This is a genomic window from Streptomyces sp. NPDC086077 (genome assembly GCF_040686175.1).
Classification (GTDB): Bacteria; Actinomycetota; Actinomycetes; order Streptomycetales; family Streptomycetaceae; genus Streptomyces.
Window position 1 is genome coordinate 61,585 of the sequence record NZ_JBFBJT010000006.1, and the last position, 26,195, is coordinate 87,779.

The following is a 26,195-nucleotide window of genomic DNA, read 5'->3' on the forward strand; positions in this document are numbered from 1 at the left end:
CTTCCGCCCGCCGACCCGATCCACCGGCGTACCCGCCCCACCACTGAAGGGCGGCGGTCCTCGAGCAGGGCGGCAACCCGTCTACGATGCGGCACGAACCTGAGGCAGCCGGTGGGACCCGCCGAGGCGCGCCCTGGAAGTTGATCCCTGGTCTCGGGCGACCCGCACAAGAGCCATACTGTGCCCCCCACGCCGGTCTGGCCATCGTTGCGCTCCCACCGTCCCACCACCTGGTCGGCGGAGGGGGAGATCGGGTGGGGGCCCTCTCACTCCCGGACGCCTTGCCGGGTGGCGGACGCCGTTGCCGTCACCGTCCAGATCGCCATGCCCCACAGGCTGAGTGCGCAGAGGAGGCCCACCACCAGACGAACCGTCGTGTCCGGGCTGTCCGTCAGCCATACGGCCACCCCCGCTGGTCCGGCCCCCACCAACAGAGCCGCCGGCACCCGCAGCCTGGGTTGCTCGCACACCGCTGCGAGCGGAAGGAAGTGCAGTCCGACGACGACGGCGACCAGCGGGGGAATGAGCCCCGGCACTCCGGCCCGCGCGCACACCACGGCGATGACGACGATCAGCAGCCACTGGAGGCCGTTGATCTGGTTGAACCGCCGGCGTCGGTCGGCGGGGAGCGGGCCCCCTGCCGACGCGGGGAGAAAACGGCGCGGCGAGCATCAGCCCCAATGTGACGGCGCAGCCGCCCATGACCCCGGCCGGCCGGGCCGATCCGTCGAACCCGCTCGTGCCCAGCAGCCACCAACCGAGCCCGAACAACGCGAGGACCCCCCTGACCTGAACATGATCGACACTCTAGGCCCCGAACGGGGCAGTGGACGGTTGTTGTGACGGGTCCGTGATGCGCACCAGGGCAACGAAGGGTGTCTGTCGGATGTCGGACAGGTGAGTGCTCGGTGACGAGCGCCCCCTCGGAGTTTCCTACGTGCGACAAGGAGGCGTTGATGAGACGTCCCGTCCGCAGATCCGTCTTTCGGACGATGCCAGGGCTCGCGGCGGCTGCCGTTCTGGCTGTCGGCTCCGGTGCTGCTGCCCCCGCGCTGGCCGTCGACGGCGACCCGCTTCCGCTGCCGGTGAGGATCACCGGCGAGTCCCGTGTGGATCTGTCGTTGCAGGGCGACAACGGTGATCCGGCCGAGCCACAGATCATGCTGCGGCTCGCGGCGCCCGGCAGCGACGAGCCCGCGGAGGACGGGGAGGTGCCCGTCGTCCACCAGGGCGACTACAAGATCAAGATCGAGATCGGGGGTCTCGCACAGGTCGCGGAGGCCAAGCTGCCCTGCACCCCGAGCCCGTGGGGCGCCACCTGTGAGGGCGATCAGATCCGCGCGGGGGAGCAGGCCAATGTGATCGGCGGGATCCGCCTAGACGTCGGCGCGAACGGTTCACCACGGCGACTGGGCGAGATCACGGTCAGGGGGGAGGGCGAGGGCGTCGAGTTCGCGCCGCTGCGCATCGAGGTGGTGGTGAGCGACTCGCGGATCGTCAGCCGCCAGTTGTCGCCGCCCGGGGTGGGTGTGGGCCACACCTGGAATGCGCCGCTGGGCCTGCGCAACGCCGGCCGCGCGCCCGCCGACGGTGTTGTGCTGCGCTTCCGTGGGACACGAGGGCTGAGCTTCGTGGATCGGCACGGAAACTGTGCCTACCGGCACACCACCGACGGCCCGCTGCAGGGGCAGGGCACCGACGCGATCTGCGCCTTCTCGGACGTCGTCGAGGCGGGCACGGCCTACGCGGTGGCCGAGCCGCTGAAGGTGAGGACTCTCCCGTTCGCGTTGAACGACCGGTTCACCTACAGTTTCGCCCCCGCCGACGCCGAGAAGGCGAAGGCCCTGCTGGCGACCGACGGCTACACACCGGGCACCGGCGCACCGCTGACGCTGGAAGAACTCACCGGCGCTCCGGGCACCTACTGGACCCAGGGATCGGCGTGGCTGCCCTTCGACACCTCCTACGACATCCTGATCACCGGTGACTCCGCACGCGGCGCCGTCGGGGAGACGGTGACGGTGGACGTCGGCTTCCGCAACCTCGGCCCCGCCTGGGTGCGCGGGCTCGAACCGCCGGACGACGATCCGATGCTCACGTACGTCACCGTCCCGCCGGGTGCCACGGCGACGAAGATCCCCGAAGACTGCTGGCCCGACTCCCACACCGAGGGCCTCTACGGATGCTGGGCGCACGCGCCGGTCCTGGAGGACGCGAACCTGACCTTCCCGTTCGAGTTGCGCATCGACAAGGTCGTGAAGAACGCCAAGGGCAAGATCGAGATGCAGCCCTTCGACTACCCGAGCGAGCCCAACCAGGAGAACAACTGGGCATGGATCGTCCTGAACCCCACCGATGACGGCGGTAGCACGCAGGGGTCCTCGGGTGGTCCCTCGTCCACCCCGAGCGCCAGTGCCTCCGGCAGCGGCGGGACGCCCGGCTCCACCGGCACGTCGGGTGGCAGCGGCTCTTCGTCCTCCGATGGTTCCTCCGGCGGCGGGCTAGCCTCGACCGGTGGGGGCGGCGCGCTCCTGGTCGGGGGCGGCGCGCTCCTGACCGTGGGACTGGGTGCGGTGATCGTCTTCGTCATCCGGCGCCGGTCCGCGGGATGACGCCTCACCGCGTCGTTCGCAAGGGTGCGGCCGGCGGGATACTCCGACCGCGCCAGTACCGGGTCATGGGATGCGAAGGCTGTCCACGGCGTGCTTGTGGGTCGTGGTCACGGACCTCTCGTCCGTCTGGGAGCCGACGGTCAGGACCTGGACGACGTGGTCGTCCGTGACGGTCTCCGTGGCGCTGGCCGTGAGGTCGTCCCTCGTGTTGGTCAGCCGCGCCTCCAGGCTGGGGCGGCTGTCCACGGTGCCGGCCTTCTGGCTGGTGATGGTGCCGTCGCCGTACTCCTCGGCGATCCCCTGGCGGGTGCCTTCGACCAGCCCCTTGAGCTCGGCCGGCCCGGCTCCCTTCAGGTCGACGACGAGGAAGTACACGAATCCGTCAGAGGTCGGCACGGTGTAGAGGCGCCCGTGCAAACCGCCGGATTCCAATTTCTCGGGCGTGGACTTTCCGGGCAGTGCGAAGCTGATGCCACTTGAGGCGTCGACGGACTTCACCCACCTCACGGCGGAGGCGGTGCCGTGACCGGCCTGGTCGCCGTGCGGGACGACTGTCGTGGCCGCTGCTTCGAAGTGGGGTGTCGCCGGAGCGGCGAGGGCGCTGGTGGGTATCAGCACACCTCCCGCAGTCAGGACGGTCGGGGCCAGGAGCATCACGAGGCGCTGTGTCAGCGAACGGCGGGCCATGGAAACCAAATCCTTCGTAAGGCGTGTAAAGAACCGGGCTTTCCGGCCGGTGCGGGCGGGCCGTCTGTTCCGTGTGAGCCCTGTCTCGATTAAGGCCGGTGCGGCCCGGTCACGTCATGCCCCTGAATCACGTGACACGGGAATTCGGGACTTGACGCATGGCCGCGGGCCGTTCCACAGGGCGGCCGGGGCCGACCGTCGAAATGCGATCAGGCCCCGGCCGCTGTGCCATGGGACAGCGGCGAGCCGCGCAGCGCCGACCGCCGCCGCGCGCTACTGAGGGGCCTCACCGGGGCCCTCGACCGGCGGCATTGCGCCCCGCCGAACCGCCTCCCTGAAGGAGAGCCCCGTGCCCGTATCCCTCGGCGAGGACGTGGTGGCGCTGCTGCGCCGCCCCAGTACTTGTTACCTCGCCACGACGATGCCCGACGGCTCGCCGCAGCTCACCCAGACATGGGTCGACACCGACGGCGAGCACGTCTTGATCAACAGCGTCGCGTCGCACCAGAAGACGCGCAACATCGCGCGCGACCCGCGAGTGGCGGTCGCGGTCGCCGATCCCTCGCTACCGACCGCTTACGTCCAGATCCGCGGCCGTGTGGTGCGCCTGACCACGGAAGGGGCGGTCGACCACATCGAGGCGCTCTCACGGAAGTACCTCGGCGGGCCGTACCCCTGGTTCGGCGGCCGTGACCAGGTCCGGGTGATCCTCGTGATCGAACCCGTGAGGATCAGCAGCCCTCGTGGCTGAGGGCCACCTCTGCGCCGACCTGATGCGAACGACGCCCTAGGCGTTCTTCCGTCCGGAGCACCAGTCTGGGCCGGTGACGCGTTCGCAGACTTCGATGCCTTCGACTTCGTTCCTGTCGTGGACACGTGAACCGCACCCGCTCGCGGATCCGTTGGTGTCGCTGATCTCCTCGTACCCGGAGCTCAACCAGACTCGGACGTAGACGCCGTTGCCGTCCGCCTCGCGGTCGCACACCTCGGCCACCTCGGCGATGAACACGCCTCCGGAGTAGATGTGGTAGGCCTGCGCGAAGTCGTCTCCTTGGTAGACGCGGGGGATGATGCCCGCGTGTGCGGAACCGGAGGCCAGAGTGGAAAGCCCGGCGACGGCGGCAGCCAGTGCCAGCACCCTTCCCACTCGCCTCGCGACGGTGGCGATCTTACGTCTGTCCGTGTCCATGTCTCTCCTGAGAGTTGGCGACAAGTACTCTGCCGCGTCGGGAACCACCGACGGCTCGACGCTGTGCGTAAGGTACTTGACGATTCCTTGGTTCGCGGCGGTCAGTTTTTTGACGGAGCGTCAGGTTGCTGTTCGGTCGACAACCGCATGCCGCCCGGCGGACCCACATGGGTTCGCCGGGCGGCTGTCGGCGGGCCGGCCTTACCTGGAGAGTCCGGCGGCGCGAACGATCGTCTGAGTGACGGTGTTGCCCCGGCTGTCACCTGCCTGCACGCGCAGGGTCAGGTAACGGGCCGTGGCGGGGGCGTGCAGCGTCACACTCACCCTGCCGTTGCCCTTGCCGCTGAGGCGCGCCGTCGTCCAGTGGGCGCCGTCGTCGTAGGACACCTCCACCTTCTTGGTGTGCACTGCCGCGCTCGGCCCGCCCTCCAGGTGCAGCGGAGTGACGAGCAGCGAGGAGTCGGCGGCCGCCCTGCCGTCGCCGGACGTCGGCAGGCCGTAGTCCAGCTGGATCAGGGGGAGTTGAACGGCATGCTCCGTGCTGCTGGGCGCGGAGGTGAATGTCCACTCGGTGCGCGTGGCGGTCGAGTACGGCAATGCCTCCGTCGCCGTACGGTCGGCCGTGTGCACCAGCCGGTAGGTGCCCTTCTTCGCCGGCACGGTTCCCCAGACCCCGCCACCTCCCTGGGCGATCACGGTGTCGCCCTGGTAAAGCGTGGTCTCCTGCTGGGTTTCGGCGCTGCCGAAGGGCACGTAGTTGGCGTGATCGCCGCCGGAGTCCCCCCAGGAGGGCACGGCGATGTCGACCTGGTTCCCGGTACGCACCGGGGGCTGGACGCTGCTGTTGATACGGGGACGCACCACGGGTCCGAACCAGTCAACGTCCGTGGTCCTGCCCGCCCGGTACGTGACCGGGCCTGACGCGCTGTAGGCGAGGGACTGGAGTTCGGCCTCTTCGGTCCAGGAGAAGCTGTGGTCGGTGCTGACGTAGTCGGTGCGATGCGTACTGGCGGTGCTCAGCCTGTTCGAGCCGACCCGGTACGTGGTCCAGGGGTGGACGTCGTAGCGGTTCTCGTACACCTCGCGGCCGGTGGGGTTGCGCAAGGAGGTCTCGACGCGAGCCAACTGGTTCGTCTTCGGGGCGTAGACGAGGTCCGCCGGTATACGGCCGGTCCAGGTGCGGACCAGGTCGTAGAGATAGGACGTGTCCGGACGCGAGACGGCTCGCAGGGGCACGCCACCGGTGGCGCCGGCCTTCACGCGCGTGATGAGCTTCTCGCCCTCGGTGCGGGAGAGCCCGGCCACCGCGATGGTCGATTTGATGACGGGCACGCGCAGCCGGCCGTCGAGGTCGTTGACGAACAGCAGAAGCCGCACTCCTGCGGCCTGCGCGGCCCTGATCTGGTCGTCCGAGAAGTCCTCGTCCTCGGAGTTCCAGCGCACCACGGCCGCCTTGCCCGCGGCGTCGACACCCTGGTAGTCCTCGCCGAGACCGGCGCCAGGATGGATGACGTCGAGGTCGTAGTCGCCCTGGGGCAGTTTCGTGGAGCCGGGCATGATCCAGAGATCGTCGAAGTCCTGCCCGCCCGAGGTCACGGACAGCAGTGGCTCCTGGTTGCGCCAGCGGGTGGTGAGGTACTGCTTGCCGTCACCGCCGGGTGCGGTGGGTGCCGTCCATATGCTGTCGAAGCCGTCGCCGACGAGGGTGCTGTCGGTGACCGAGGAACCGTCCTGGAAGGTGCGGTGATAGTCCAGGCGCTGGGAGAAGGTCTCCGTCCGGCGCGGAGTGACCGGCGTGATCTGGCGGAGTCGGGTGCCGTCCAGCACGAGGTCGGTGGGGCCGTTCACCTCGACCTGAGGGATGACCATGCGTGCGTACCCGGCCGATGCCGCCCCGTGCGTGCCCTGCACGCGGAAGTCGGCGTAGACGGTGTAGCGGCCCGGAGGCAGTATCTCGTCGGACTCGCCGCCACCGTAGAGGTAGGTGCCCGCGTACTCGTCGCCCTTGCGGTAGAAGGTCAGCGTTCCGTCCGTGGCCTCGCCGGACCGGCCGGTGATCTTCGTGCGCACGTGGAAGTGCCGCTGGCCCGTGCTGACGCCGAGCAATGTGCGGGTCAGCGCTGTTCCGTCGTGGGAGGCCGTCAGGTGCCCGGTCCAACGCTGCCCCTTGCCGGCCTTGTCGAGGTCCGTTGTGACCGTGGCGGTGGCGGTGGAGCGAGCGGGGACCTCGACACGGCTCGGAGCGACGGTGAACACGCCGGCGGGAGCGCCGTTCGTGTCGACGGTGAGGTCCACCGTGACGGGCGTGTCACCCGTGTTGGTGAAGGTGGCCGTGGACTTCACCGTGCCCTTGTCGGCTCCCGCGGAGTGGATGCCCGCGTCGAGCTTCCCGGTCGCGGTGAGTTCTGCCGTTGCCGCGGCGGCGCTGACCCGGCCGTTGCCGCCGTCGTCCGCGCTGATGGCCGGTGTCGGCTTGACGGTGCTGATCAGCGCGTCCTTGATGCGTGCGCCGGTCCAGTGGGGGTGAGCGGCTGCGACGAGTGCCGCGACACCGGCCACATGCGGGGTGGCCATGGATGTGCCGCTGGCGCTCATGTAGAAGCCCGTACCCGAGCTGCGGTACTGCGATCTCGCCGCCAGGACGGCGACGCCGGGCGCGGTGATCTCGGGCTTGAGGGCGTCGTCGCCGTAGCGAGGGCCGCGGCTGGAGAAATCGGCGATCGCGTCGGCGGAGTCCACCGCGCCGACGGTCAGGGCCGCGTCGGCCGTGCCAGGTGACCTGACGGTCCGGGCGCCGGGACCGTCGTTGCCGGCCGCGATGGTGAACAGGGCGCCGGTCTCGGCGCTCAGTTCGTTCACGGCCCGGGCGAGCACCGTCTCGCCGTCGGCGTTCTCGCTGCTGCCCAGGCTCATGCTGATGACTCGGGCGCGTGCGTCCCTGGCGGCCCATTCCATACCGGCCACGATCCAGGAGTCGTAGCCGAACCCCTGGTCGGACAGCACCTTGCCGACGTGCAGGTCCACGCCGGGTGCGACGCCCTTCTCCTTGCCGTCGGAAGCGGCGCCGCTGCCCGCGATCGTGGACGCGACGTGCGTGCCGTGGCCGTCACGGTCGACGACGTCCTCGCCGGGCACGAAGCTGGCGGAGTCCTCGACGGCGTCCCTCAGGTCGGGGTGCCCGGGGTCGTAGCCGGTGTCGAGGACGGCCACGTCGGTTCCGGCGCCAGTGTTCCCGCCGGCCCAGATCCCGGGTGCGCCGATCTGCGCGACCGTGTCGCTGAGCGTGGCTTCGGCGCGGCCGTCGAGCCACACCTTGGCGACGCCCCCGCGCAACGAGCCGTCGCCGCCGTCGGCCGTGGGCGCCAGGCCCGGTTCGGCACCGGTCAGCGCATTCCACAGGCCATGGGTGTCGTCACGGTCGGCGGCAACGGCCACGCCGTTCACGCTGGTGAGGGGACGGACGTCGGTGACGTCACCGGGGAGGGAGTGAGCGCGCCCGCGCAGTGTCGAGGCGGACGCCTCCCCACCCCCATAGGTGATGATCAGAGGCAGGCGTGCGAGTGAGGCGTCGTCGTAGCCGTCGGCCAACAGGCGCGTGACGTTGAACAGTTGGTCGTCGAGGGCCCCTGACGCCAGGTAGGTGCGCGCGGAGTCGGGATAGACGAAGGTGTCACCTCCCACGGTCAGCACCCGGGCGCCGACGGGCTCGCCGTCAGGGCCTTGGACGCTGAGGGTGCCGGGGCCGCCCCCGGCGTCGGGGGTGACGGTGACCTCGTCACCGGTGACCAGGGTGATGGTGGCAACGTTGTCAGAACGGAGGGGGAGGTCGGCCAGGTGTGTGGCCGGCGGACTGTCTGCGGAGGCGGTCACGAGCGGGGTCGCCGCTGTGGCCAGGAGAACGGCCGCCACGACGAGCAGGCGGTGCCCTCTTCCGGACGAGTGGTGTGCCAACGGAGTCCTTCGACTTGAATGGCTGTACAGGTCGACGGGAATCTATGCCTTGATGCGGGATCTCGGGAAGACCCTGGAGCGCAGGTAGCGTCTCGGCAATGACGGTGCAACACATCGAAGTTGAGGTAATCGGGAGCGCGAGCCCGGTCGCTTGGGTGGGAACCTGGCGGAGGCGGGTGCTGCATGCAATCGCCCCCGCCCACCTGCTGGGCGTCGCGGCGTGCACGGACCCCGGGGTCGCCGAAGGGGTGCTGCCGCTCGCCGATCACCCGGATGGGCGGATCAGATCGCCTGGGCGCAGTGGAACAGCCGGGGCAGGACGGCGCTGCCGACGGCGGCGATCGCGTCGATCTCCTCCTCGGAGGGGCGGGAGTGTTCCGGCAGCAGGTGGCCGAAGCCTTCGACGGCTGCCGCGTCCACCTCGATGTGGAACTGCAGGCCCCATGCCCGGGGGCCGAGCCGGAACGCCTGATGCGGGTACCGGTCGCTGGAGGCGAGGAGAAGGGCGCCCTCGGGGAGCGTGAAGGTGTCGTGGTGCCAGTGGAGCACCGGCATCTCTCGGCCGACGCCATGGAGCAGGGGGTCGTTCGCTGCGGCCGGGTCGAGGGTGACGCTTCCCGGGCCGATCTCCGGCTCGGACCCGCGTGTCACGTCCGCCCCCGCCGCCGAGGCCAGCAACTGGGCTCCGAGACACACGCCGAGCACCGGTACCTGTTCCCGCAGAGCCTGCCGCAGCAGGCGGCGTTCGGCGGCTAGGTGCGGGTGGCGGCGGTCGTCCAGGGCGTTCATCGGCCCCCCGAGGACGACGAGTCCGCCGGTGTCACGCAGGCCGGGTACGGGATCGCCGTCCCACAGGTGGTGCACCTGCAACTCCGCACCGGTCTCGGCGGCGGCGCCGGAGAGGAGGCCGGGGCCCTCGAAAGGGACATGCTGCAGGACGTGCCACGGACGGTCGGACATGCGGGTCTCCTCCGGTGTGGGTCAGCGGGGCCCGATCGGGCCGGTGAGGCCGTGAGCGGCACCCGGACGGACGGGGGACCGGGCGCCGCTCGATCCGGGGTGTCCGGATCGCCGGCACTACTTCACGGGGAGGGGGACCGGCGGGAAGTCGACCTCCGTGCGGCCGACGGAGTTGAAGTAGTTGGTGAAAACGTTCAGCGCCACGTTGGCGACGATCTCGCCGATCTCCCCGTCACCGAGCCCGGCGGCGCGGACCGCGTCGAGGTCCTCGTCACTCACGAAACCACGGGTCTCCAGCACCGTCCGGGCGAACTTCAGGGCCGCGGCGGTCTTCGGGTCGGACGCCTCGGCCCCGCCCGCGGTCTCGAGGTCCTTGGTGCTCACGCCCGCCCGCTCACCGAGCACGTGGTGCGCGGCGTAGCAGTACTCGCAGGAGTTCTCGGCGGCGGCGACCAGGGCGATCTGCTCGCGCGTGGCACCCGAGAGGGAGCCCTTGGAAAGCGAGCCGCTGAAGGAGAGGTACGCGTCGAGCACCGCGGGCGAGACGGCCATCGCGCGCATCATGTTCGGCGTCACGCCGAGAGCGCGGTCGACCTTGGCGAGCAGGGCCTTGGCCTCGTTGCCTGCGGTGGCGGGGTCGACGACGGAGAGTCGGGGCATGGGGTGTCCTTCCAGGGAGTGTGCCACGCACACGCACTTATTTGGCACTGCCAACTTAGATTGGCAGTGCCTACAATTGCAAGTACCGATTTCCAGGAGGCTCGCCATGACGGACGTGCCGGGCATGCCGCCCCACGAGCAGCTGATGGTGGGCCTTACGCGCCTCGGCCAGGCGCTGCGCATCAGCAGCTACCGCAACGCCGGTCCGTACCGGCTCTCACCGCTGCAGGCGGACATCCTCACGCTGCTCGCTGGAGACCCCAGGCCGCGCCGCCAGAGTGAACTGACCCGCACCCTGGCCTCCACGGCCCCCACGATCAGCGACGCGGTGAAGACACTCACCGCGAAGGAACTGGTGGAGCGCCGGCGCGACCCGGCCGACGCCCGCGCCGTCACCCTGACCCTCACCGGCGCGGGGCGTGCCGAGGCCGAGCGGCTGGTCCGCCTGCCCGAGGAGTTCGCCGAGGCCATGGACACCCTGACCGCGGACGACCTCGCGGCCATGCTGCGCGGCGCCAGCAGCATGATCAGGTCGCTGCAGGACAGCAAGGCCATCCCCGTGTCGCGGATGTGTCTGACCTGCGACCACTTCCGGCCCGAAGCGCACCCGGGCACGGACCGGCCCCATCACTGCGCCTTCGTGGACAACGCCTTCGGCGACGCGGAGCTGCGCCTGGACTGCCCCGACCACGCAGAGGTCGCTGGACCGGGGCAATGACGGCTGTCGGAGCTCCACGGACCCGCGCGCCCGTACGGCATCGGCCGTACGCGGCGTACGGCATCCTCAAACGTACCTCTGAAGGCGGCCGCGAAGGCTTCGAGCGCCCCTTACGGCGGGCACACTCCGGCGTACATGGGGTTCGCCGGCGCGGGGGTGGCGGGCGCCGGCTGAGGGGGTGTCACGCCATGACGGGTACGGGGAGCGTGCGGGAGACGCCGCACGAGATCGCGCTGTTGTCCGGCGGCCCGCGGGCCGCGGTCACGGTGGCCGTTGTCGCCCTGCATCTGCGGGGCGCGGTGGAGGCGGGGGTACCGGGCACGATAAGGGCGGCCGAAGGCGAGGCGGGGCGGGGCCTGCCCGCGCTTCCGCCGCCGGGCGTGTCGCTGGATGCGCCGGCGGACTGCGTCGGAGGTCAGGCGACGGCCGTTACGGGAGTGATGCGGGCGTCGTACCTGGAGAGTGCGGTGTACCACTGCCTGGACGAGCCCCGGGAGATGGGGGAGTTGGTCCGGCACGCGGATGTCCGGTGGGCGCTGGCGGAGGTGCGGGTCGGTCTCGCGGAGGCGGGGCTCTTGCGGTATCCGCTGCTGGGACCCACCAGGGCCGCCCGGCGGCGGCTGAAGCTGCTGCGGAGTGCGTACCCGTCGCCGACGAGCCGGCGCGGTGTGCCGGACCAGGACAAGCTGATCGCCGTTGCCCTGCACGGTGAGCCGGCCCTGCGTGTACTGGTGCCGCGTTTCGCCTTCCGGGCCGGTCTGACCGACCGGGTCAAGATCACCGACAAGGACTTCTTCCGTGGCTCGCCGAGTGGTGGCACCTACGGCGGCAGCGGAGGTTACCTCTACTGCGGCAGCGGTGGAGGCGGAGGCGGAGGCGGCGGGGAGTGAGCACGCCTGCGCCGGCCCGGACGCGCCGTGGGAGGGGCGGTGAACCGCCGTCTCTCCCACGACCACGCTCTGCGAGCGGTGCCGGTCAGGTGCCGGCCTTGGGGTAGAGCTGGTTGAGCACGGCGAAGTCGTTCGCCGACGGGTGCTGCGGGAACTCCGGTACGGACAGGCAGCTGTTGGTGGATCCGTTGTGGTCGAGTCCGAGGGCGTGACCCATCTCGTGACAGGCCACGCTGCGCCGGGCCGCGTAGGTGTTCGGGGTGACCTGGTCGTTGAGCTTGACCGTGACGGTGCCGTCGACGAAGTAGCCGCCGGACGTGGACGCTTCGGTCACGCCGTACCAGGCGGTCCCGTAGTTGCCGCTGTACACGTGCACGCAGTGCCGCCCGCCGCCGGGGCAGCCGGCGGTGTGCCACCGGTAGTAGGCGTCGATGCCGGGGGCCTGGTACCAGTCGACCCGGGCGTCGGTCACGGGCCAGGAGTCACCGCTGTGGTCGAGGAAGTAGACCTGCGGGTCGTTGAACGGGCCGTAGGCCCACTTGTGGCCGCACCAGGCGGAAGCGGTGCCGACGATGGGCGCGCATCCGGCGATGCCCACGTCGTTGAAGGTGTTCGCGTCCTGCACGCCGCGGACACCCTGGCGACGCAGGGTGCTGCGCAGTTCCTCGGACGTGACGCCCGGAGCGGGTTCGTAGATCGCGGTGTACGTGGTGCCGTCGGAGCGTGGCTGAATCACGTAGACGGCGTCGTCCGCCTCGGCGCGGGCGGGCGTCGACCCCGCCGAGGTGGTCGTGTCCGCCTGCACGGCCGGAGCCGAGAGCGCGACCACCAGAGCGGCCACCGCCACCCCGATCGCGGATCTCGTTCTTCGTAGCATTGGATCCCCCTGTCGCCCGGGGCCGCCTCCCACCGCTTCAGCGCGGCGGGATGCAGGAACGGCCGTGGACAGGGAGCAGACTGGCATGGCCTCGACAACTCAGGAACGGCGTGAATCCGCCAACCACTGGCGTGCCACAAACGCCGGAACGGCCTACCTCCCCTGGTCCACCACCGAGCTGGGGAGTCAGGTGCCGCTGATCACGGCCGCCGTCGCACGGCCGAGGCGCAGCGGTACGAGCTGTTACCCCTTGGCCCCGCTGGTGACGGCATGGCGAAGGGCGTCGCCGCGTTATCGTCGACTGGGTGAACGAAAGAGCGCTCGACGGGCTCCGGGCCTCCGGCGACGGCCACCGTCCCATGGCCGCGGTGGTGGCTCTCGGCCCGACCACCACCACTTCCGGCGCTCCGCCGCCTTCCAGCCGCCCGCGGTCTCCACCCCGGCGGAACAAGTCCTGCCGACCGCATGTTCACCCCACTCACCAGGGACGGCACCACGCCGGTAGCCGCACCGCACAGGCCCCCCACCGGAGCACCGAAGTGAGCACTGCCACCACCGCGACCTTCCCGGTCACGCTGCTTCGCGCCTTCCGGCGGCTGATGCCGCACCCCCCGTGGCTGCTCGGGCCCCTGCTGCTGATCGTGGCCATTCCGGTGGCCGACGCCTTCCTGCCCCCCGACATCCATCTGGCACACCTGCTCACCGTCGCCACCGCGGTCACCGCCGTCGGTGCGGGGCCGCGCGCCACGGCGCTGGTGGGCGCGGCCGCGCTCCTGGCGCTGACCGCCGCCGGCCTGGAGCGGCACACCCTGACGAGCGAAAGCGTGGTGGTCGAGTGGTGCGCGCTGGTCGCGGTCTCCGCCGTCCTGGTGGCGTTCGCCCATCTGCGGGACCGGCACGAGCGGGCGCTGCGGCGGGCGCGCTCGGTATCCGATACGGCACAGCGCGTGGTACTGCGGCCGCTCCCGGAGCGGGCCGGACCCGTGCGGCTCGCCTCGGAGTACCGCAGTGCCGACGCCGACACCCACGTCGGCGGCGACCTGTACGCCTCGGCCCGCACCGTCGGCTCCACCCGACTGATCATCGGCGACGTCCGCGGCAAGGGACTCGCCTCGATCAGCGACACGGCGATCGTGCTGGGTGCCTTCCGTGCCGCCGCCCACCGGGAGATGCCGCTGGCGGAGCTGGTCTCCTACGTCGAGGACGCGGTCCGCTGGGGACTGGCCGAGTTCTCCCCGTCCGAGACGGAACTCGCCGAACGGTTCGTGACCGCCGTCCTTGTGGACATCCCCGACGACGAGCCGGTCGTGCACATGGTCAGCTGTGGGCATCCGCCGCCCCTGCTGGTGCGGTCGGGCGGCACCGTGACGACGCTGCACGTGGCGGATCCCGCGCCGCCGCTCGGTCTGGCCGTCGGCGCGGCGTCCGCGCTCTCGTACGTGCCCGCCAGCTTCCCCTTCCGCGACGGTGACCGCCTGGTCCTCTACACCGATGGGGTCACCGAGGCCCGCGACCCGGGCGGCCGGTTCTATCCGCTCTCCGAACGTGTCGCGATGCGGGCGGACCATCAGCCGGCACCGCTCGTCGACGCCATCACCGCCGACCTGCGGGACCACGTCGGGGGCCGGCTGGGGGACGACATGGCCCTCGTCGTGGCGCAGAGGGGTCCGGGACCGGCCGGCGGCTGACCGGGGCGGTGACTCCGCGCACCGGGCAGCGGTCGTCCGGCGGATCATGTCGATGGTGTCCGGCATCTTCTGGACGTGCCGACCCGTCGCGAGGGATCGGCGTCCGCGCGTCATCGCTCAGCAGCCGGCGGCGCGATCCGCGCGGCCGGAAGCGTCCGTCCCAGCCGTGCCAGCGGGGACAGAGCCATCACGACCGGGGACAGCACCATGCCTGCGGCCGTCGCCAGGAGACTGGTGCGCAATCCCCACTCCTCGGCGAGGAATCCGCCGAAAAGAGAACCGAGCGGGGACATCCCCATCCCGACGAATGTGATCGTCGCGGCCGCGCGGCCTTGCATCCCGTCCGGTGTGACCGTCTGCCGGACGGCCATGATCGCCACGTTCACCAACTGGCCGCCGGCCCCGAACACGAAGTTGACCGCGAGGAGCGCGGGAACGGTCACCGCGGAGGAGCCGTGCAGCGCGGGGACACACAGGAACACGCCGTCGCCGAGTGCCGCCGAGGCCAGGAGTACCGGGCCGTACCCGAACCGGTTCGGCAGGCGGGCGGCCAGCACGGATCCCAGGAGCGCGCCCGGTCCCGTCGCCGCGAGTGCCAGCCCGACGGCGGTGCCGGACAGGTGCAGTTCCCGCGGCAGGAAGAGCAGATAGACGGTCATCACGGCCGCGAAGGAGAACTGGAAGGCGGCCGAGGCGAGGCACACGGCCCGCAGCGCGGTGTCGCCGACGATGAAACGCAGACCCTCGTGGATCCGCCGCCCGACCCCACTGGGGCCTTCCAGGCGCTCCGGAATCGATTCGACCCGGCGGATTCTGCGGATCGACAGGAACGACAGCGCGAAGAACAGAGCGCTGGAGGCGGCGGCGATCGGCGCCGACAGCAGGGACACCAAGGCACCGCCGAGGGCAGGACCGCCGATCTGAGCCGCGGACCGGCTGCCCTCCAGCGCGCTGTTGCCCCGCACCAGCTGATCGCGTCGCACCAGCCGTACGAGAGAGGCCTGGTATGCCACGTCGAAGAACACGGAAAGGGATCCGATGGCGAAGGCGGTCATGAACAGCGCGGGCAGTCCGAGCCAGCCGAAGAGGCCGGCCACGGCGGCGGCACCCAGGGCAAGCGTCCGGCCGACGTCCGTCAGCACCATCACGGTGCGAGTGCGCCACCTGTCCACCCACGCGCCGACGAAGAGCGAGAGCAACAGGATCGGCGCCTGGCCCAGGGCGCGCAGGACGCCCAGCTGGGTGGCACTGGCGTCGAGCGTCACCACGGCGAAGAGCGGAAGGACGACCAGACCTGTGTGTTCACCGAGTTGGGAGGCGGTCTGCCCCAGCCAGAGTCCGCGGAAGTCGCGGTCCCGCCACAGGCCTGCCGGAACGGGGCGACCGGAATCGGATGCAGCGGATGAGGTGGACGGCACAGGGATCCCTCGGGTTGCCGACAACGAAGCCCGCCCCCGGACACATGACAGGTGCGCCGACGGTTCAGGCGGGAGATGGCTCGCTGTGCCGCAACACCTTGGGCAGCACGCGATGACAGGCCGATCGGCCTACGACGTCAACGCGCGCTCGGAAGACCGGGCATGTCCGCAACTCCTCGTGGGTCAACTCGACGCACCCGGACATTAGCGCTCGGCGGCTCGACGTGAAAGGGAAATAAGGGCTCGGCACAGGCGGTCAGGTGAGCCCATATGTCCCGGCGAGTGCAGCGACCGTTTCGGCTATGCCTTGGCGTAGTTCCGCCAGGGCCACGACCTCGACACCGAGCCGTAGCAACTCGCCGCAGGCGTGCGCGGTGCTCTCCGTCGGGATGACCGCCTCGATCCATCCGTCGTCACCGACGGTCGTCGCGGTGGACTCGACCCCCGCACCACCTCCGGGGGAAGGTTGTCGGGCAGGCGTCGGCGGCCTCGTGGAGACAGGCGGATGGTGGCTGTGCCGGTGTAGCGACGCGACTGGAATTTCGTCGAGGTAGGAGGTCCAGTGCGCGCCCAGGTCGAAGTCCCGCGGTCGGTCGAACCGTTCGTCGCCAGGTGGAACACCGCCGTGGTCCGCCTCGTCGCGCAGTGCCGCCGGCAGCGCGGCCAGCAGCTTCAGCCGTGCTGCCGTCACCTCCGCCGAGAGCCCCAGGTCGGCGGCGGGGCCGGGCAGCCCGGCAAAGAACAGTGCCCGTGCCTCTCCCTGGCTCATCCCGGTCAGACGGGTGCGGTAACCGTCGAGGAGTTGGTACCCGCCGGCACGGCCCGGCTCCGCGTAGACCGGAACCCCGGAAGCCTGCAGACCCGCCAGATCGCGGTAGGCGGTCCGGACCGACACCCCCAGTTCGTCGGCGATCCCTCGGGCGGAAACGCGGCCACGGGATTGCGGCAACAGCAGCACCGACAACAGCCGACCAGCAGTCATGCGCGCATTCTCCCGGAAAACACTGACAGCCTCTGGCACACGGCTGCTCTACCGTCTGTCCCCTCCCGCCGCGAGCGACCGCCGGGAACCCGTGCCCGGAAGAGAAACGAACAGGAGCCTGCCGTGACTTCCGACGATCCTGCCGACCCCCCGCCGTGATCGAGCTCCGCCAGTACACCCTGCGTCCCGGCCGCCGCGACGAACTCATCGAGCTGTTCGACCGGGAGTTCATCGAAACCCAGGAGGAGGCCGGGATACTCGTGCGCGGCCAGTTCCGGGATCTCGACGACCCCGACCGCTTAGTCTGGCTGCGCGGGTTCCGGGACATGGCGGCACGGCACAGCGCACTGACGGCCTTCTACGACGAACCCGTCTGGGCAGGCACGGCCCGCAGGCCAACGCAGCCATGATCGACTCGGACGACGTCCTGCTGCTGCGACTTCTGTCGGACCGGAACAGCTTCGCCCTCTCACCGTCCGAGCGTCCCCATGTCGGCGCACCCGCACCGGACCGATACGTCGCCATCGCCGTCTGGTCCTTCCCTCCCGGACGGTCCGACGGCGTGACACTGATCCGGGACGGGCTCCTCCCCGTGCTCCGCGAGACGGACCCCGCGCCGCTCGCGGTCCTCACCACCGAGCCGGCACACAACACGTTCCCGAGGCTGCCCGTCCGCACCGGGGAGAACGTCGCCGCAGTCATCACCTCGTACCCCGGCGAGAGGGCCTGCCGACGGCACTTCGCCGGTCTTCGGGCGCACCCCCTCGTACGGGACGAGGTACTCCCGGGCATCGAGCGCGAACAGACGGCACCACCTCGGACACTGCGGCTGGCGCCCACCGGCCGTTCGCTCCTCTCCTGACCTCTCGCCTCGGGAGGCCAGGGAGGTGGAAGCAGCAGGCCCCTGCGGACGAGTGAACGCTCAGACGAGCCGCCACAGGTGGTCCGCGGTGCCGTTGTCCGCGAACTGGACCACCTGTGCGCTGTCGGCGGTGGACATCCGGTCCACTCCAAGGACCTTGCCACTGTTCTGGTTGCGAAGTCTGAACCAGCCGTCGCCGTCCTCGACGCGGGTCCACAGGTGGTCGGCGGTGCCGTTGTCCTCGAACTGGACGACGATGGCACTGTCGGCGGTGGACATCTGGTCCACCCCCAGAACCTTGCCGCTGTTCCCGTTACGGACGAGGAACCAGCCGTCGCCCCGGTCCACGAACTGCCAGGCGTGATCGGCGGTTCCGGTGTCGGAGAACTGCACCACCCGGGCGCTGTTGGCGAGAGACATGCCGTCCACGGCGAGCACCTTGCCGCTGTGCTTGTTCTGAATGCGACGGAACGGCGGCTCCGGGGTCCACGGTCGACCCTGCGCAGTAGCCACGGGGAAGGCGGTGATCCGTAGCCGGGCGGCGCCCATCGGGACGAGGGTGACCCGTTCGACGGCGGCGGTCGAACGGGCCGGGCCGTCCTGGAGCGGGGCGACGACGTTCTCGCTGTCGGCGATCCATTCCGGGATGCGGCGGGCGTCGGCGGTGATCCGCACGGGCACCGTCTCGTGGGTGAAGGGGTTGTCGGCGACGGGCCCGCCGGTGCGCGTCACGACCGCCCGGATGTCGGAGGCCAGACCGTAGTTCCATGGGGTGGTCGCGTGCACCTCGTACTCGGGGAAGGCCTCGGTGCCGGCGTACCGCACGTACCGCTCGCCGATCAGCAGCGAGTACGTCAGGGGTCCGTGGTCGACGCTGACCGCGCCGTGGTTGCCCGGCCAGGTCCGCAGCGTGGTGCGCTGGGGCAGCCGAAGGGTGACGGTGTCGCCGTCGCGCCAGGTCCGGTCGACACGGGCGAAGGCCGGTCCGTCCGGGGCGGCGACTCGCTGTCCGTTCACCGTGAGCCGCGGCCCCCGGCACCAGCCGGGCACCCGCAGCCGCAACGGGAAGGCCACGGGTGTCGGGGTGGCGACGGTGATCGTGACGGTTTCGCCGAAGGGGTAGTCCGTCTCCATGGTGAGCGTGACCGCCGTACGGGACGCCCCTGCGCCGGCGCGCACCTGGCTGGGCGCGTACATGGCGGCGACCAGACCGTTGTCGGGGCTGCCCAGCCACAGTTCCTCGGTGAAATAGGGCCAGCCCATCCCGTAGTTGTGCGGGCAGCAGCGGTAGTTGTCGACGCCGGGCTGGAACGCCTGCATGGCGAAGCCGTTCTGGAACTGCCCCTGGGTCTTGGCGCGGTTGTCGAGGTCGACGCTGTTGGCGCTGGTGACGTAGTGGATGGCCTTGCCCTGCGGATCGAGCGCCGCCGGCAACGTGTTGAACGCGAGGTCCTCGCACCGGTCCGCCCATACGGGATCACCGGTGATGCGCGTCAGCAGCTCGTGACTGGCCATGAACTCGACGACGCCGCAGGTCTCGAAGCCCTGCCGGGGGTCACCGAAGCCGGGTCGGCAGTTCTCGTCGCCGGCGAAGCCGCCGCCCGGGAAGTGCCCGTAGGCGCGCAGTACGTCCTCGTAGGCCCGGTAGGTGGCGCGGGTGAGGTCGGCGGAACCGGTGAACTGTGCGTACTGGGCCGGTTCACGGAAGCCCTGGGCGATGTTGACGTTGTGCGGACTGGGACTCGCCCCTGTCCAATTAGCGCCCCAGGTATGCATCTTGCCGGCGAGCTCCACCAGGAAGACCTCTCCGGTGCGGCCGTGCAGCCAGTGTGCGATGTCCAGCCCGTCGCCCCAGCGGTAGGAGACCCAGCTGGAGTCGAACGCCGGCTTGCCCTGCGCGTTCATGAAGCGCAGGAAACGGGTCATGAAGGGCACGATCCGGCTGTCGCCCGCGTACTCCTCCCAGGTGCGCAGCGCCATCAGGAGCGGCAGGAAGGGCCAGAAGTCGGGACCGCCGTTGAGTGAGGTGCGCAGGGCGCGCGGGCCGAAGAACCCGTCGCTCGCTTGCGTGGCCACAATGCCGTCGACCCAGCGGCGGGCGTTCGCCAGAGCGGCGGGATCCCTGGTCGCCACCGCGAGAGGAACGTAGCCGCGTAACCAGTAAGTGACTTCCTCCCAGCCCTGCTTGTCAGGGTTCACCCAGCCGGTTTCGGCGAAGTCAAGGAAGTGCGAGCGCTGCTCGAATCGGCCGAACAGGCCCGTCAGCAGCAGCCGGAGCTGGCCGGCCAGCCAGCCGCGCGCGGTGACGCTGCCGACGGGCAGTTTGCGGAAGGCGTCCTCGACGGCGAGCGGCGCGGCGGCCGAAGCAGGCTGGGGGACGCGGACGTCGAGCGTGACGGCACCCAGCGCCAGTGCGCTCGTGGTGAGGAAGGCGCGGCGGTCGACGGTCATGGGGAAGCTCCTGTCCGTGCGGGGGAGAGGGGAGCGTGCCACGGTCGTTTCCAGAGTCGTCCCGGAGGGGACGGGCGTGACCGCACGTGCGGTCACCTGGCTCCGTATATCGTTGTAAAAAATTCGTTGGTGACATGACAACACCTGGAGCGGGGCCTGTCCAGACGCCGGATCGGCCCTCCGCCGAGCCTGCCGAGGTGGCCGGCGGACGGGTGCGCGGGCGAGCGGGGTGCCGAACGGCTGGATGACGCCGCGTCAGCGCAGTGCGGACAGGACGCCGCGCGCCGCGTGCTCACCGAGCGTGCGGGTGATCACCCACGCGGCGAGGTACTGCGAGGCCAGGCAGCCGCCCGCCGTGGCGATGTTGCCCTCGCTGTGGAACGGCGTGTCCAGCACGGTGACGCCACGTGCTTCGACGAATGGCCGGGTCTTGATGTCCGTGCAGGCGGGCATGTCCTCCAGGAACCCGAGCCGGGCGAGCACGAGCGCGCCGGAGCACTGGGCGCCGACCGGCTGGCGCGAGGGTCGAGCCGCAGCCTGAGAGCAGCTGGTCGTCGGCGACGACGTCGCGAGCCTTGACACCGCTGCCGATCAGTCGAAGGCGACCACGGCTACCTGCATCACAACCCCTGGTACCGGCCACTTGCCCTTTGCAAGTGCTCTGGCCCTCACCGCATCGGTCTGTGGGGGGCGCCAGCTGCGCCACGGTTCCGCCGCGAAGCTCCGCGCGCCGTGGCCCTCGTCAGCAGCGATCCCGCGGTATGAGCACCTCATATGACGGCGAGCCCCCTGCCTGGCCGTACGGTCAGGTACTCAGGTGGGCCGCAGGGTCGGCGTCGACCTCGCGCACCGGTCGGAACTCCACGGCCACCACACCGTCGACGTTGCGGCACAGTTCCTCCAGCGCGGGGATCGTGAGCCGGGAGGAGAGCCGTCCGCTCAGGACGACCTGTCCGTGCGTCACGTCGACCTGGACGTCCGAGGGGGCCTGGCCCAATGCCTTGACCAGGACCTCCTCCACGATCTCCGTACGGATCGCCTGATCCTTGCGGAGGAAGACCCGGAGCAGATCGCTTCGGCTCACCACGCCGATCAGCCGCCGTTCGTCGTCGACCACCAGGAGCCGTTTGATGCCGTGCCGGGCCATCACCCGGGCGGCCTCGACGACGCTCCAGTCCTCACGTGCGCAGACGGCGGGTGACGTCATCAGCCCCGCCGCGTCGGTGGCGAGAGCCTTGTCGGGCCGCAGGCGGACGCTTGGTTCCGCCGCGTCGTCATCCTGCCCGCCCCATATCTTGTGCAGGAGGTCCGCCTCCGAGACCACTCCCACCGGACGGTCCTCGTCGTCCACCACGGGCACCGCGGTGATGTCGTACTCCTGCAGCAGATGAGCGATCTCCTTGAACGGCGTACCGCCCTGTACGCGCACGACGGCGCCGCTCATCAGGTCGCGGACCTTCAGGTGGTTCATGCGGACCCGTCCCTTTTCTGATCACCGAAGGAAGAGCCCAGTGGCGCCTGGGTGATGCGTCTGACTCGCATACCTCCACTGTGCCGGACGCGGGGTCGGCAGGCGATCAATGATCGTGCCGCCGGAGGGCGCGACACGGGGAAGGAGCCGACGCGACACCCTGAGGTGGGGATCCCGATCTGTCGCGTTTCGTGTGTATATGATCACACTGAGTAGTCGAGCCGGGCGCCATGCCTGGACAGGAAGGGGTTACATCATGTTCAAGTTCAAGCGTGCCGCGGTGGTGGCCGTGGCGGTCGCGGGGCTCTCCACCCTCGGTGCCGGGGTCAGCTTCGCCGGTGACGAGGAAGGGATGCCGCCGGTCATCGCCGAGGCCAACTCGACGGCCGACGCCACGGCCGTCGGTGGCGACTTCGTCCTCGAGCCCGAGCAGGAGCAGGAGCACGGCGAGCACCACGAGGGCGAGGGCGAGTAACGACGTACTGAAAGCTCATCCTCTCGGTACCGGTCAGGGCACCTTCTTCGGAAGACAGATGTACTTGGCACAGCCGCGACGTCTGATCAGGTACCGACTCGGCCTGGGCGACAGTGCACTGCCCCGGGCGCACACCCCGTAAGGGCGTCTGCGCCCGGGTTCCTGTCGGAGCGGATGTGTGCGAGTCCCCGCGCCCGAGCGGGCAGAGCTCTTGACCGTGCGTCGCGGTCAGGGGCGCCGGCTGGATCGGCGTCCCGACCGGCGGGCGACCAGGAGAAGCGCAACCGTGGCCAGCAGCGCGGCGATGCCCGGTGCGGTGAGGCGAGCCCATCGGATGGCCATGCCCCCGAGGGCGGCCCCGACGGGCATACAGACGATGATCAGCGCGACGTTTCTGTCGAACCGCCGGTTCTGCACCAGCTCCGCGATCACGCTGGTCATCGCGCCGGTCAGGTAAGAGGTGCTGGCGGCGCCCCTGGTCGCCACGCGGACCCCGCCACCCTGGCAGCCCATGGCCAGCGCGCTGGCGGCGAGCAGGACTGCCCGCTGGACGCTCCCCGGCTCGCCGTCCACGATCATCCAGGTCACCGACACCGACCACAGGACAAGGGTCTCGACGGCCAGCGCGCCTTTCAGACCCATCGCGTCCGGGCGCCGACGGAAAGAACTCACGGCAACCTTGCTGCCGACCGCCGTGCCCGCCCAGTATGCGAGGATCGCCAAGGCCGCGAGCCGCGCGACGGAAGGGTCACCGACGCCCGATGCGAGGCCCAGCAGGGCCAGATTGGCGGTCATCACACTGGTGAAGACACCGCCGAGGGCCAGGTACCCGACGGTGTTCACACATCCAGCCGTCGTGGTGAGGAGCACCTGCCCCGTGAGGTCCAGGACCTGGGTCGGTGCGGCGTCGTGGGAGGTGTTCATCGGCCCGTTCGTGCGTGACTGGTCAAGGCTTGTCCCCCCGCGTGGCAGGCAGGGCGGGCGGTCCGTGGAGGACGGCGCTTGTGTGGGAGCGACCAGATTCTCACCGGAGCGGCGGAACGCACGGCATGCGGAGCCCGGACACGCCGTGGCCGCCTGTCTCCCGACCGACCGGGCCGAGCTGCTCCGAGGATGCGGCTGCCGCCCGCGCGCCGATCGCCCGAGTCGCCGCTAGGGCTCGACCAATTGCTGTTCGGCCCAGATCGTCTTGCCGCTGTCCCCGTAGCGCGTGCCCCAGCGGCCGGCGAGGGAGGCGACGAGGAACAGGCCCCGTCCGCCTTCGTCCTGCAGTCGCGCATGCCTCAGGTGGGGCGCGGTGTCCGCGTCGTCGGACACCTCGACGGTCAGCGTCCGGTCGAGGATCAGCCGGAGCCGGATGGGTCCCTGGGCGTGGGTGACGACGTTGGTCGTCAGTTCGCTGACGACGAGTTCCATCACGGCGGCCTCCTCCTCCAGCCCCCAGTGCGCCAGCCGCTCCCGTGCCGCGCGCCGCGCCTCGCCGACCGAGGAGGGCTGCGCGGGGAAGGTCCAGTACGCGACGTGTCCGGGATCCAGGCGCCGGGTCCTGGCCAGGAGGAGCGCCGCTCCGTCCTGCGGGATCGTGCGCAGGACCTTGTACGCGGCCGCGTCGCAGATCTCCGCGGGACGGGCCGAGACGTCGTTCACCACCTCCCACAGCCCGCGCAGCCGGTCGTCCGCCTCGGCCGGGTGGCGCTCCGCGCTGCCGTCGGAGTAGAGAGAGAGCAGGCTGTCGACCTTGATGTCCGTGGTGGACGACTCGTAGGGGATCCCGCGGCCGAGTGCGGGACCGACGGGCACGTCGAGCTGGCTCACCACGCCCTCGGGGCTGGTGATCAGCGGGGCCGGATGGCCGGCCGATGCTGCCGTGCACTGCTGGCTGACCGGGTCGTAGACCAGGTACGCGCAGGTGGCGCTGAAGGGGGGCCGTGCCTGGTGGAGTGTCACCGGGTCGTCGTCCTGTTCGCGTGCCAGGCGCTGGGTGGCGTCGTCGAGGTGCGCCAGCAGTTCGTCCGGTGGCAGGTCCATCTCGGCCAGCGTGGAGACCGCGGTGCGCAGGCGGCCCATCGCCACCGAGGCGTGGAGATCCTCGCCCGGAACGTATCCGATGACCAGTCCGACGCGGCAGCTGGGGAGCTCGAGGACGTCGAACCAGTGGGCCCCGTAGCGTCCGGGCACGTAGCAGTGCGAGGGCTCCACGGCCGTCACCTCGGGCGGGGTGCGCGGCAGGAGGCTGCGTTGCAGCGCGGTATTGACCGTGCGCTCGCGGGTGAAGCGACGGGCGTTGTCGACGCACAGCGCGGTGCACGCCGTCAGCTGGGTCGCCAGCGCCAGGTCCTCCTCGTCGAAGGTGTCCGAGCGAGAACCCTCCCGGTAGTAGCTGACCAGGCCGAGCAACAGCCCGTGGACGGTGAGCGGTGCCACGATCAGTGAGTGCACTCCCGCCCGGGTGAGGAACTCGGCCCGCAGCGAGTCGTGGTCCAGCCAGCCGTCGGCCGAGCGGACGGAGTCCACCAGTCGTGGACGCAGATCGGCGAGCGCCTGCGTGTAGGGCGTGGGGGAGGTGAAGGAACTGGCCCCGCCCACCGGGTAGGCACCGTACCCGCCGTCCTTGGCCCGGAACGCTGCCCGCCGCATCGGCAGCAGGGTGCTCACCGGCCCGATCGGCGCGTCACCGGCGAGAACGGATTCCAGCAGGTCGACCGAGACGCCGTCCGCGAAGCGGGGGACGGCCATGTCGGCGAGCTCCTGGGCCGTCCGCAGTGCGTCGAGGGAGGTGCCGATCTGGGAACGGGCGACGTTCAGGAGATCGAGTTCGTCCTGCTTGCGGACCTGTTCGGTGATGTCGTGGACCATGGCGGCCGCGCCGATCGCCTGGTCCCCGTCGTGCAGCAGGAAGCCGCTGACGGCGTACACGTGCCGGTGGTGGGGGTCGTCGCTCGGGCGGCCGGGCACCCGCTGGTCGACGACCGGACTGCCGTCCCGCACGACCTGATCCATGATCGGCCAGACCGGGATCCCGGAGTCCATAGTCCTCAACTCCGCCCCGAGCACCTCTTCCTCCGGTTGGCCACGCATGGCCAGAGCCGCCGCGTTGGACCGCAGCACGCGCAGGTCCAGGTCGTAGACCTCAAGACCCGCCCGCGCCTGGCGGAACAGGGCCGTCTCGAAGATCTCGGCCGCGGCGGACCCGTCGGTGGTGCCCGTCATGGTGTGGCCCGCCGATGTCGTTGTGCATGAGGCATGATCCACCTCATTTCTCCTCGACATAGGCCAGTTAACCCGCCGACCACGCCGCCGCGCCACCGGGGCCGCACCCCACGCGTCGGCGCGGCGGACCGTCAAGGGCCCCGCGGGGACGCCCCAGGGTTTCGAAGTAAAGGACCAGCCCGCCGCGGGACGGTCTGTGGTCACCTGCCGTCGGTTGCCGATCCCGGGGCAACCTCCTGCGGGGGCCGATGGTCTGACCCGTTGCCCGGAAGTCCACTGGAGGACACCCACTGTTTCCCCGTGTGAGGACACATGCGTATGAGACCCGTAGTCGCCGTGCTGGGCACCACCGCCGCATTGGCGACTCTCACCGCACCCGGCGCCCACGCCGACGAGGGGCGCGGCAACACGAAGATCACCAACGTCGTCGTCAACGGCGGCAAGGGCATCCCCGTCGGCACCGGCGGCAGGTTCTTCGGCTACAGGATCAGCGCCTCCGACAACTCAGGCCTGCGCAGCGTCGAGGCGTGGCTGTGGCGGGGGACGAGCTTCGACAAGCGGACCGCCCTCACCGGCGGGGCCGGTGCGCACTGCGACCGGAGCCCGTGCGTCGCCGGGTCCGAGATCGAGCCGAGGCGCGAGGGGCTGACCAACGCCGACGCGGGCACCTGGCGTGTCCGGGTCTCCGCGTACGCTCAGGACGGGGACCACCGAACCCTCGACCAGGCGGCCACGGCCCAGGTGCTGCGCATCGCCAAGGTCACCACTCACGCCTTTCCGACGTCGGTGAAGAAGGGCTACCCCGTCGTCCTCAGCGGCGACCTCATCCGGGCGGACTGGGAGCGGCAGAAGTACGTCGCCTTCGGCGGTCAGCCTGTGCGGGTGCAGTTCCGCGCCGAGAACTCGGGCAGCTTCACAACGGTCAAGGTCATCAAGGCGGACAGCAAGGGCTTCCTCAGGACAACCGTCAGGGCCACGGCCGACGGCTACTGGCGCTTCCGGTTCTGGGGCTCGTCGACCACCGCCGCGGCGGCCAACGCCGGGGCGTACGTGGACGCCAAGTAGCTTTCCCGCACCGGCCCTCGTGGCCCGCA

General features: G+C 70.5%; 22 protein-coding genes and 1 pseudogene. 9 read left to right on the forward strand and 14 right to left on the reverse strand.

The genetic code is table 11. The features are described from left to right. Window positions 1-266 precede the first annotated feature (266 nt). A complete protein-coding gene (locus tag AB0O67_RS03255; protein WP_365445261.1) occupies window positions 267-557 on the reverse strand; it encodes a hypothetical protein in 291 nt (96 codons plus the stop codon). A 399-nt stretch (window positions 558-956) separates the two neighbouring features. On the opposite strand from AB0O67_RS03255, the gene AB0O67_RS03260 reads away from it, so the two are divergent. Next, entirely contained in the window at window positions 957-2,612 is a 1,656-nt protein-coding gene (locus AB0O67_RS03260) for a hypothetical protein (protein ID WP_365445264.1), read from the forward strand. A gap of 63 nt (window positions 2,613-2,675) precedes the next feature. On the opposite strand, the gene AB0O67_RS03265 is transcribed toward AB0O67_RS03260, so the two are convergent. Continuing rightward, window positions 2,676-3,299 carry a hypothetical protein gene (locus AB0O67_RS03265; protein WP_365445267.1) on the reverse strand — a complete coding sequence of 208 codons (624 nt, stop codon included), beginning with the start codon at window positions 3,297-3,299 and terminating at the stop codon, window positions 2,676-2,678. Window positions 3,300-3,648: 349 nt separating this feature from the next. On the opposite strand from AB0O67_RS03265, the gene AB0O67_RS03270 reads away from it, so the two are divergent. After that, the gene (locus AB0O67_RS03270; RefSeq protein WP_365445270.1) at window positions 3,649-4,050 is read left to right on the forward strand and encodes a PPOX class F420-dependent oxidoreductase; all 402 of its coding nucleotides are present in this window, start codon (window positions 3,649-3,651) and stop codon (window positions 4,048-4,050) included. Between the two features lie 36 nt (window positions 4,051-4,086). Here AB0O67_RS03270 and AB0O67_RS03275 read toward each other — a convergent pair whose 3' ends face one another. The 4 genes from AB0O67_RS03275 to AB0O67_RS03290 all read right to left on the reverse strand — a co-directional run bounded on the left by AB0O67_RS03275 (window position 4,087) and on the right by AB0O67_RS03290 (window position 10,059). Further along, a complete protein-coding gene (locus AB0O67_RS03275) occupies window positions 4,087-4,488 on the reverse strand; it encodes a hypothetical protein (protein WP_365445273.1) in 402 nt (133 codons plus the stop codon). A gap of 201 nt (window positions 4,489-4,689) precedes the next feature. Then, the gene (locus AB0O67_RS03280) at window positions 4,690-8,397 is read right to left on the reverse strand and encodes a S8 family serine peptidase (protein WP_365445276.1); all 3,708 of its coding nucleotides are present in this window, start codon (window positions 8,395-8,397) and stop codon (window positions 4,690-4,692) included. Window positions 8,398-8,721: 324 nt separating this feature from the next. Then, entirely contained in the window at window positions 8,722-9,399 is a 678-nt protein-coding gene (locus tag AB0O67_RS03285) for a type 1 glutamine amidotransferase (RefSeq protein WP_365445279.1), read from the reverse strand. 117 nt (window positions 9,400-9,516) lie between these two features. Then, entirely contained in the window at window positions 9,517-10,059 is a 543-nt protein-coding gene (locus AB0O67_RS03290) for a carboxymuconolactone decarboxylase family protein (RefSeq protein WP_365445282.1), read from the reverse strand. Between the two features lie 106 nt (window positions 10,060-10,165). On the opposite strand from AB0O67_RS03290, the gene AB0O67_RS03295 reads away from it, so the two are divergent. Both AB0O67_RS03295 and AB0O67_RS03300 read left to right on the forward strand, forming a co-directional pair. Then, window positions 10,166-10,777 carry a MarR family winged helix-turn-helix transcriptional regulator gene (locus tag AB0O67_RS03295; RefSeq protein WP_365445285.1) on the forward strand — a complete coding sequence of 204 codons (612 nt, stop codon included), beginning with the start codon at window positions 10,166-10,168 and terminating at the stop codon, window positions 10,775-10,777. Between the two features lie 188 nt (window positions 10,778-10,965). Continuing rightward, window positions 10,966-11,667, forward strand: coding sequence for a TIGR04222 domain-containing membrane protein (locus tag AB0O67_RS03300; RefSeq protein WP_365445288.1), 702 nt, complete (start codon window positions 10,966-10,968; stop codon window positions 11,665-11,667). Between the two features lie 85 nt (window positions 11,668-11,752). Here the strand turns inward: AB0O67_RS03300 and AB0O67_RS03305 are convergent, their stop codons facing one another. After that, complete coding sequence (locus AB0O67_RS03305) at window positions 11,753-12,544, reverse strand: hypothetical protein (protein WP_365445291.1); 792 nt, start codon at window positions 12,542-12,544, stop codon at window positions 11,753-11,755. Between the two features lie 539 nt (window positions 12,545-13,083). Between AB0O67_RS03305 and AB0O67_RS03310 the strand changes: the two genes are divergently transcribed. Then, window positions 13,084-14,232, forward strand: a complete 1,149-nt coding sequence (locus tag AB0O67_RS03310; protein ID WP_365445294.1) for a PP2C family protein-serine/threonine phosphatase — start codon at window positions 13,084-13,086, stop codon at window positions 14,230-14,232. Window positions 14,233-14,342: 110 nt separating this feature from the next. On the opposite strand, the gene AB0O67_RS03315 is transcribed toward AB0O67_RS03310, so the two are convergent. Together AB0O67_RS03315 and AB0O67_RS03320 are read right to left on the reverse strand one after the other, a co-directional pair. After that, window positions 14,343-15,650 (reverse strand): MFS transporter, encoded by a 1,308-nt coding sequence (locus tag AB0O67_RS03315; protein WP_365445297.1) that lies wholly within the window; start codon window positions 15,648-15,650, stop codon window positions 14,343-14,345. Window positions 15,651-15,906: 256 nt separating this feature from the next. Then, on the reverse strand, window positions 15,907-16,632 hold the full coding sequence (locus tag AB0O67_RS03320) for an HTH domain-containing protein (RefSeq protein ID WP_365445300.1): 726 nt from the start codon (window positions 16,630-16,632) through the stop codon (window positions 15,907-15,909). Window positions 16,633-16,787: 155 nt separating this feature from the next. Between AB0O67_RS03320 and AB0O67_RS03325 the strand changes: the two genes are divergently transcribed. Beyond that, a complete protein-coding gene (locus tag AB0O67_RS03325; protein WP_365445303.1) occupies window positions 16,788-17,042 on the forward strand; it encodes an NIPSNAP family protein in 255 nt (84 codons plus the stop codon). Beyond that, the gene (locus AB0O67_RS03330; RefSeq protein WP_365445306.1) at window positions 17,039-17,494 is read left to right on the forward strand and encodes an NIPSNAP family protein; all 456 of its coding nucleotides are present in this window, start codon (window positions 17,039-17,041) and stop codon (window positions 17,492-17,494) included. The genes AB0O67_RS03325 and AB0O67_RS03330 overlap by 4 nt, the downstream gene beginning before the upstream one ends. 60 nt (window positions 17,495-17,554) lie before the next feature. On the opposite strand, the gene AB0O67_RS03335 is transcribed toward AB0O67_RS03330, so the two are convergent. From AB0O67_RS03335 to AB0O67_RS03345, 3 genes and pseudogenes are all read right to left on the reverse strand, one after another. After that, window positions 17,555-19,945, reverse strand: a complete 2,391-nt coding sequence (locus AB0O67_RS03335; RefSeq protein WP_365445309.1) for an RICIN domain-containing protein — start codon at window positions 19,943-19,945, stop codon at window positions 17,555-17,557. 270 nt (window positions 19,946-20,215) lie between these two features. After that, window positions 20,216-20,546 (reverse strand): annotated as a pseudogene (locus tag AB0O67_RS03340) (AraC family transcriptional regulator); the annotation flags it as partial. A gap of 204 nt (window positions 20,547-20,750) precedes the next feature. Continuing rightward, the gene (locus AB0O67_RS03345) at window positions 20,751-21,416 is read right to left on the reverse strand and encodes a CBS domain-containing protein (RefSeq protein WP_365445311.1); all 666 of its coding nucleotides are present in this window, start codon (window positions 21,414-21,416) and stop codon (window positions 20,751-20,753) included. Between the two features lie 256 nt (window positions 21,417-21,672). On the opposite strand from AB0O67_RS03345, the gene AB0O67_RS03350 reads away from it, so the two are divergent. Further along, window positions 21,673-21,891 carry a hypothetical protein gene (locus tag AB0O67_RS03350; RefSeq protein ID WP_365445314.1) on the forward strand — a complete coding sequence of 73 codons (219 nt, stop codon included), beginning with the start codon at window positions 21,673-21,675 and terminating at the stop codon, window positions 21,889-21,891. Between the two features lie 228 nt (window positions 21,892-22,119). Here AB0O67_RS03350 and AB0O67_RS03355 read toward each other — a convergent pair whose 3' ends face one another. Further along, window positions 22,120-22,815 (reverse strand): YoaK family protein, encoded by a 696-nt coding sequence (locus tag AB0O67_RS03355; protein ID WP_365445317.1) that lies wholly within the window; start codon window positions 22,813-22,815, stop codon window positions 22,120-22,122. 228 nt (window positions 22,816-23,043) lie between these two features. Continuing rightward, on the reverse strand, window positions 23,044-25,101 hold the full coding sequence (locus AB0O67_RS03360) for a SpoIIE family protein phosphatase (protein ID WP_365445320.1): 2,058 nt from the start codon (window positions 25,099-25,101) through the stop codon (window positions 23,044-23,046). Window positions 25,102-25,419: 318 nt separating this feature from the next. Between AB0O67_RS03360 and AB0O67_RS03365 the strand changes: the two genes are divergently transcribed. Further along, on the forward strand, window positions 25,420-26,166 hold the full coding sequence (locus AB0O67_RS03365) for a calcium-binding protein (RefSeq protein WP_365445323.1): 747 nt from the start codon (window positions 25,420-25,422) through the stop codon (window positions 26,164-26,166). Window positions 26,167-26,195: the final 29 nt, after the last annotated feature.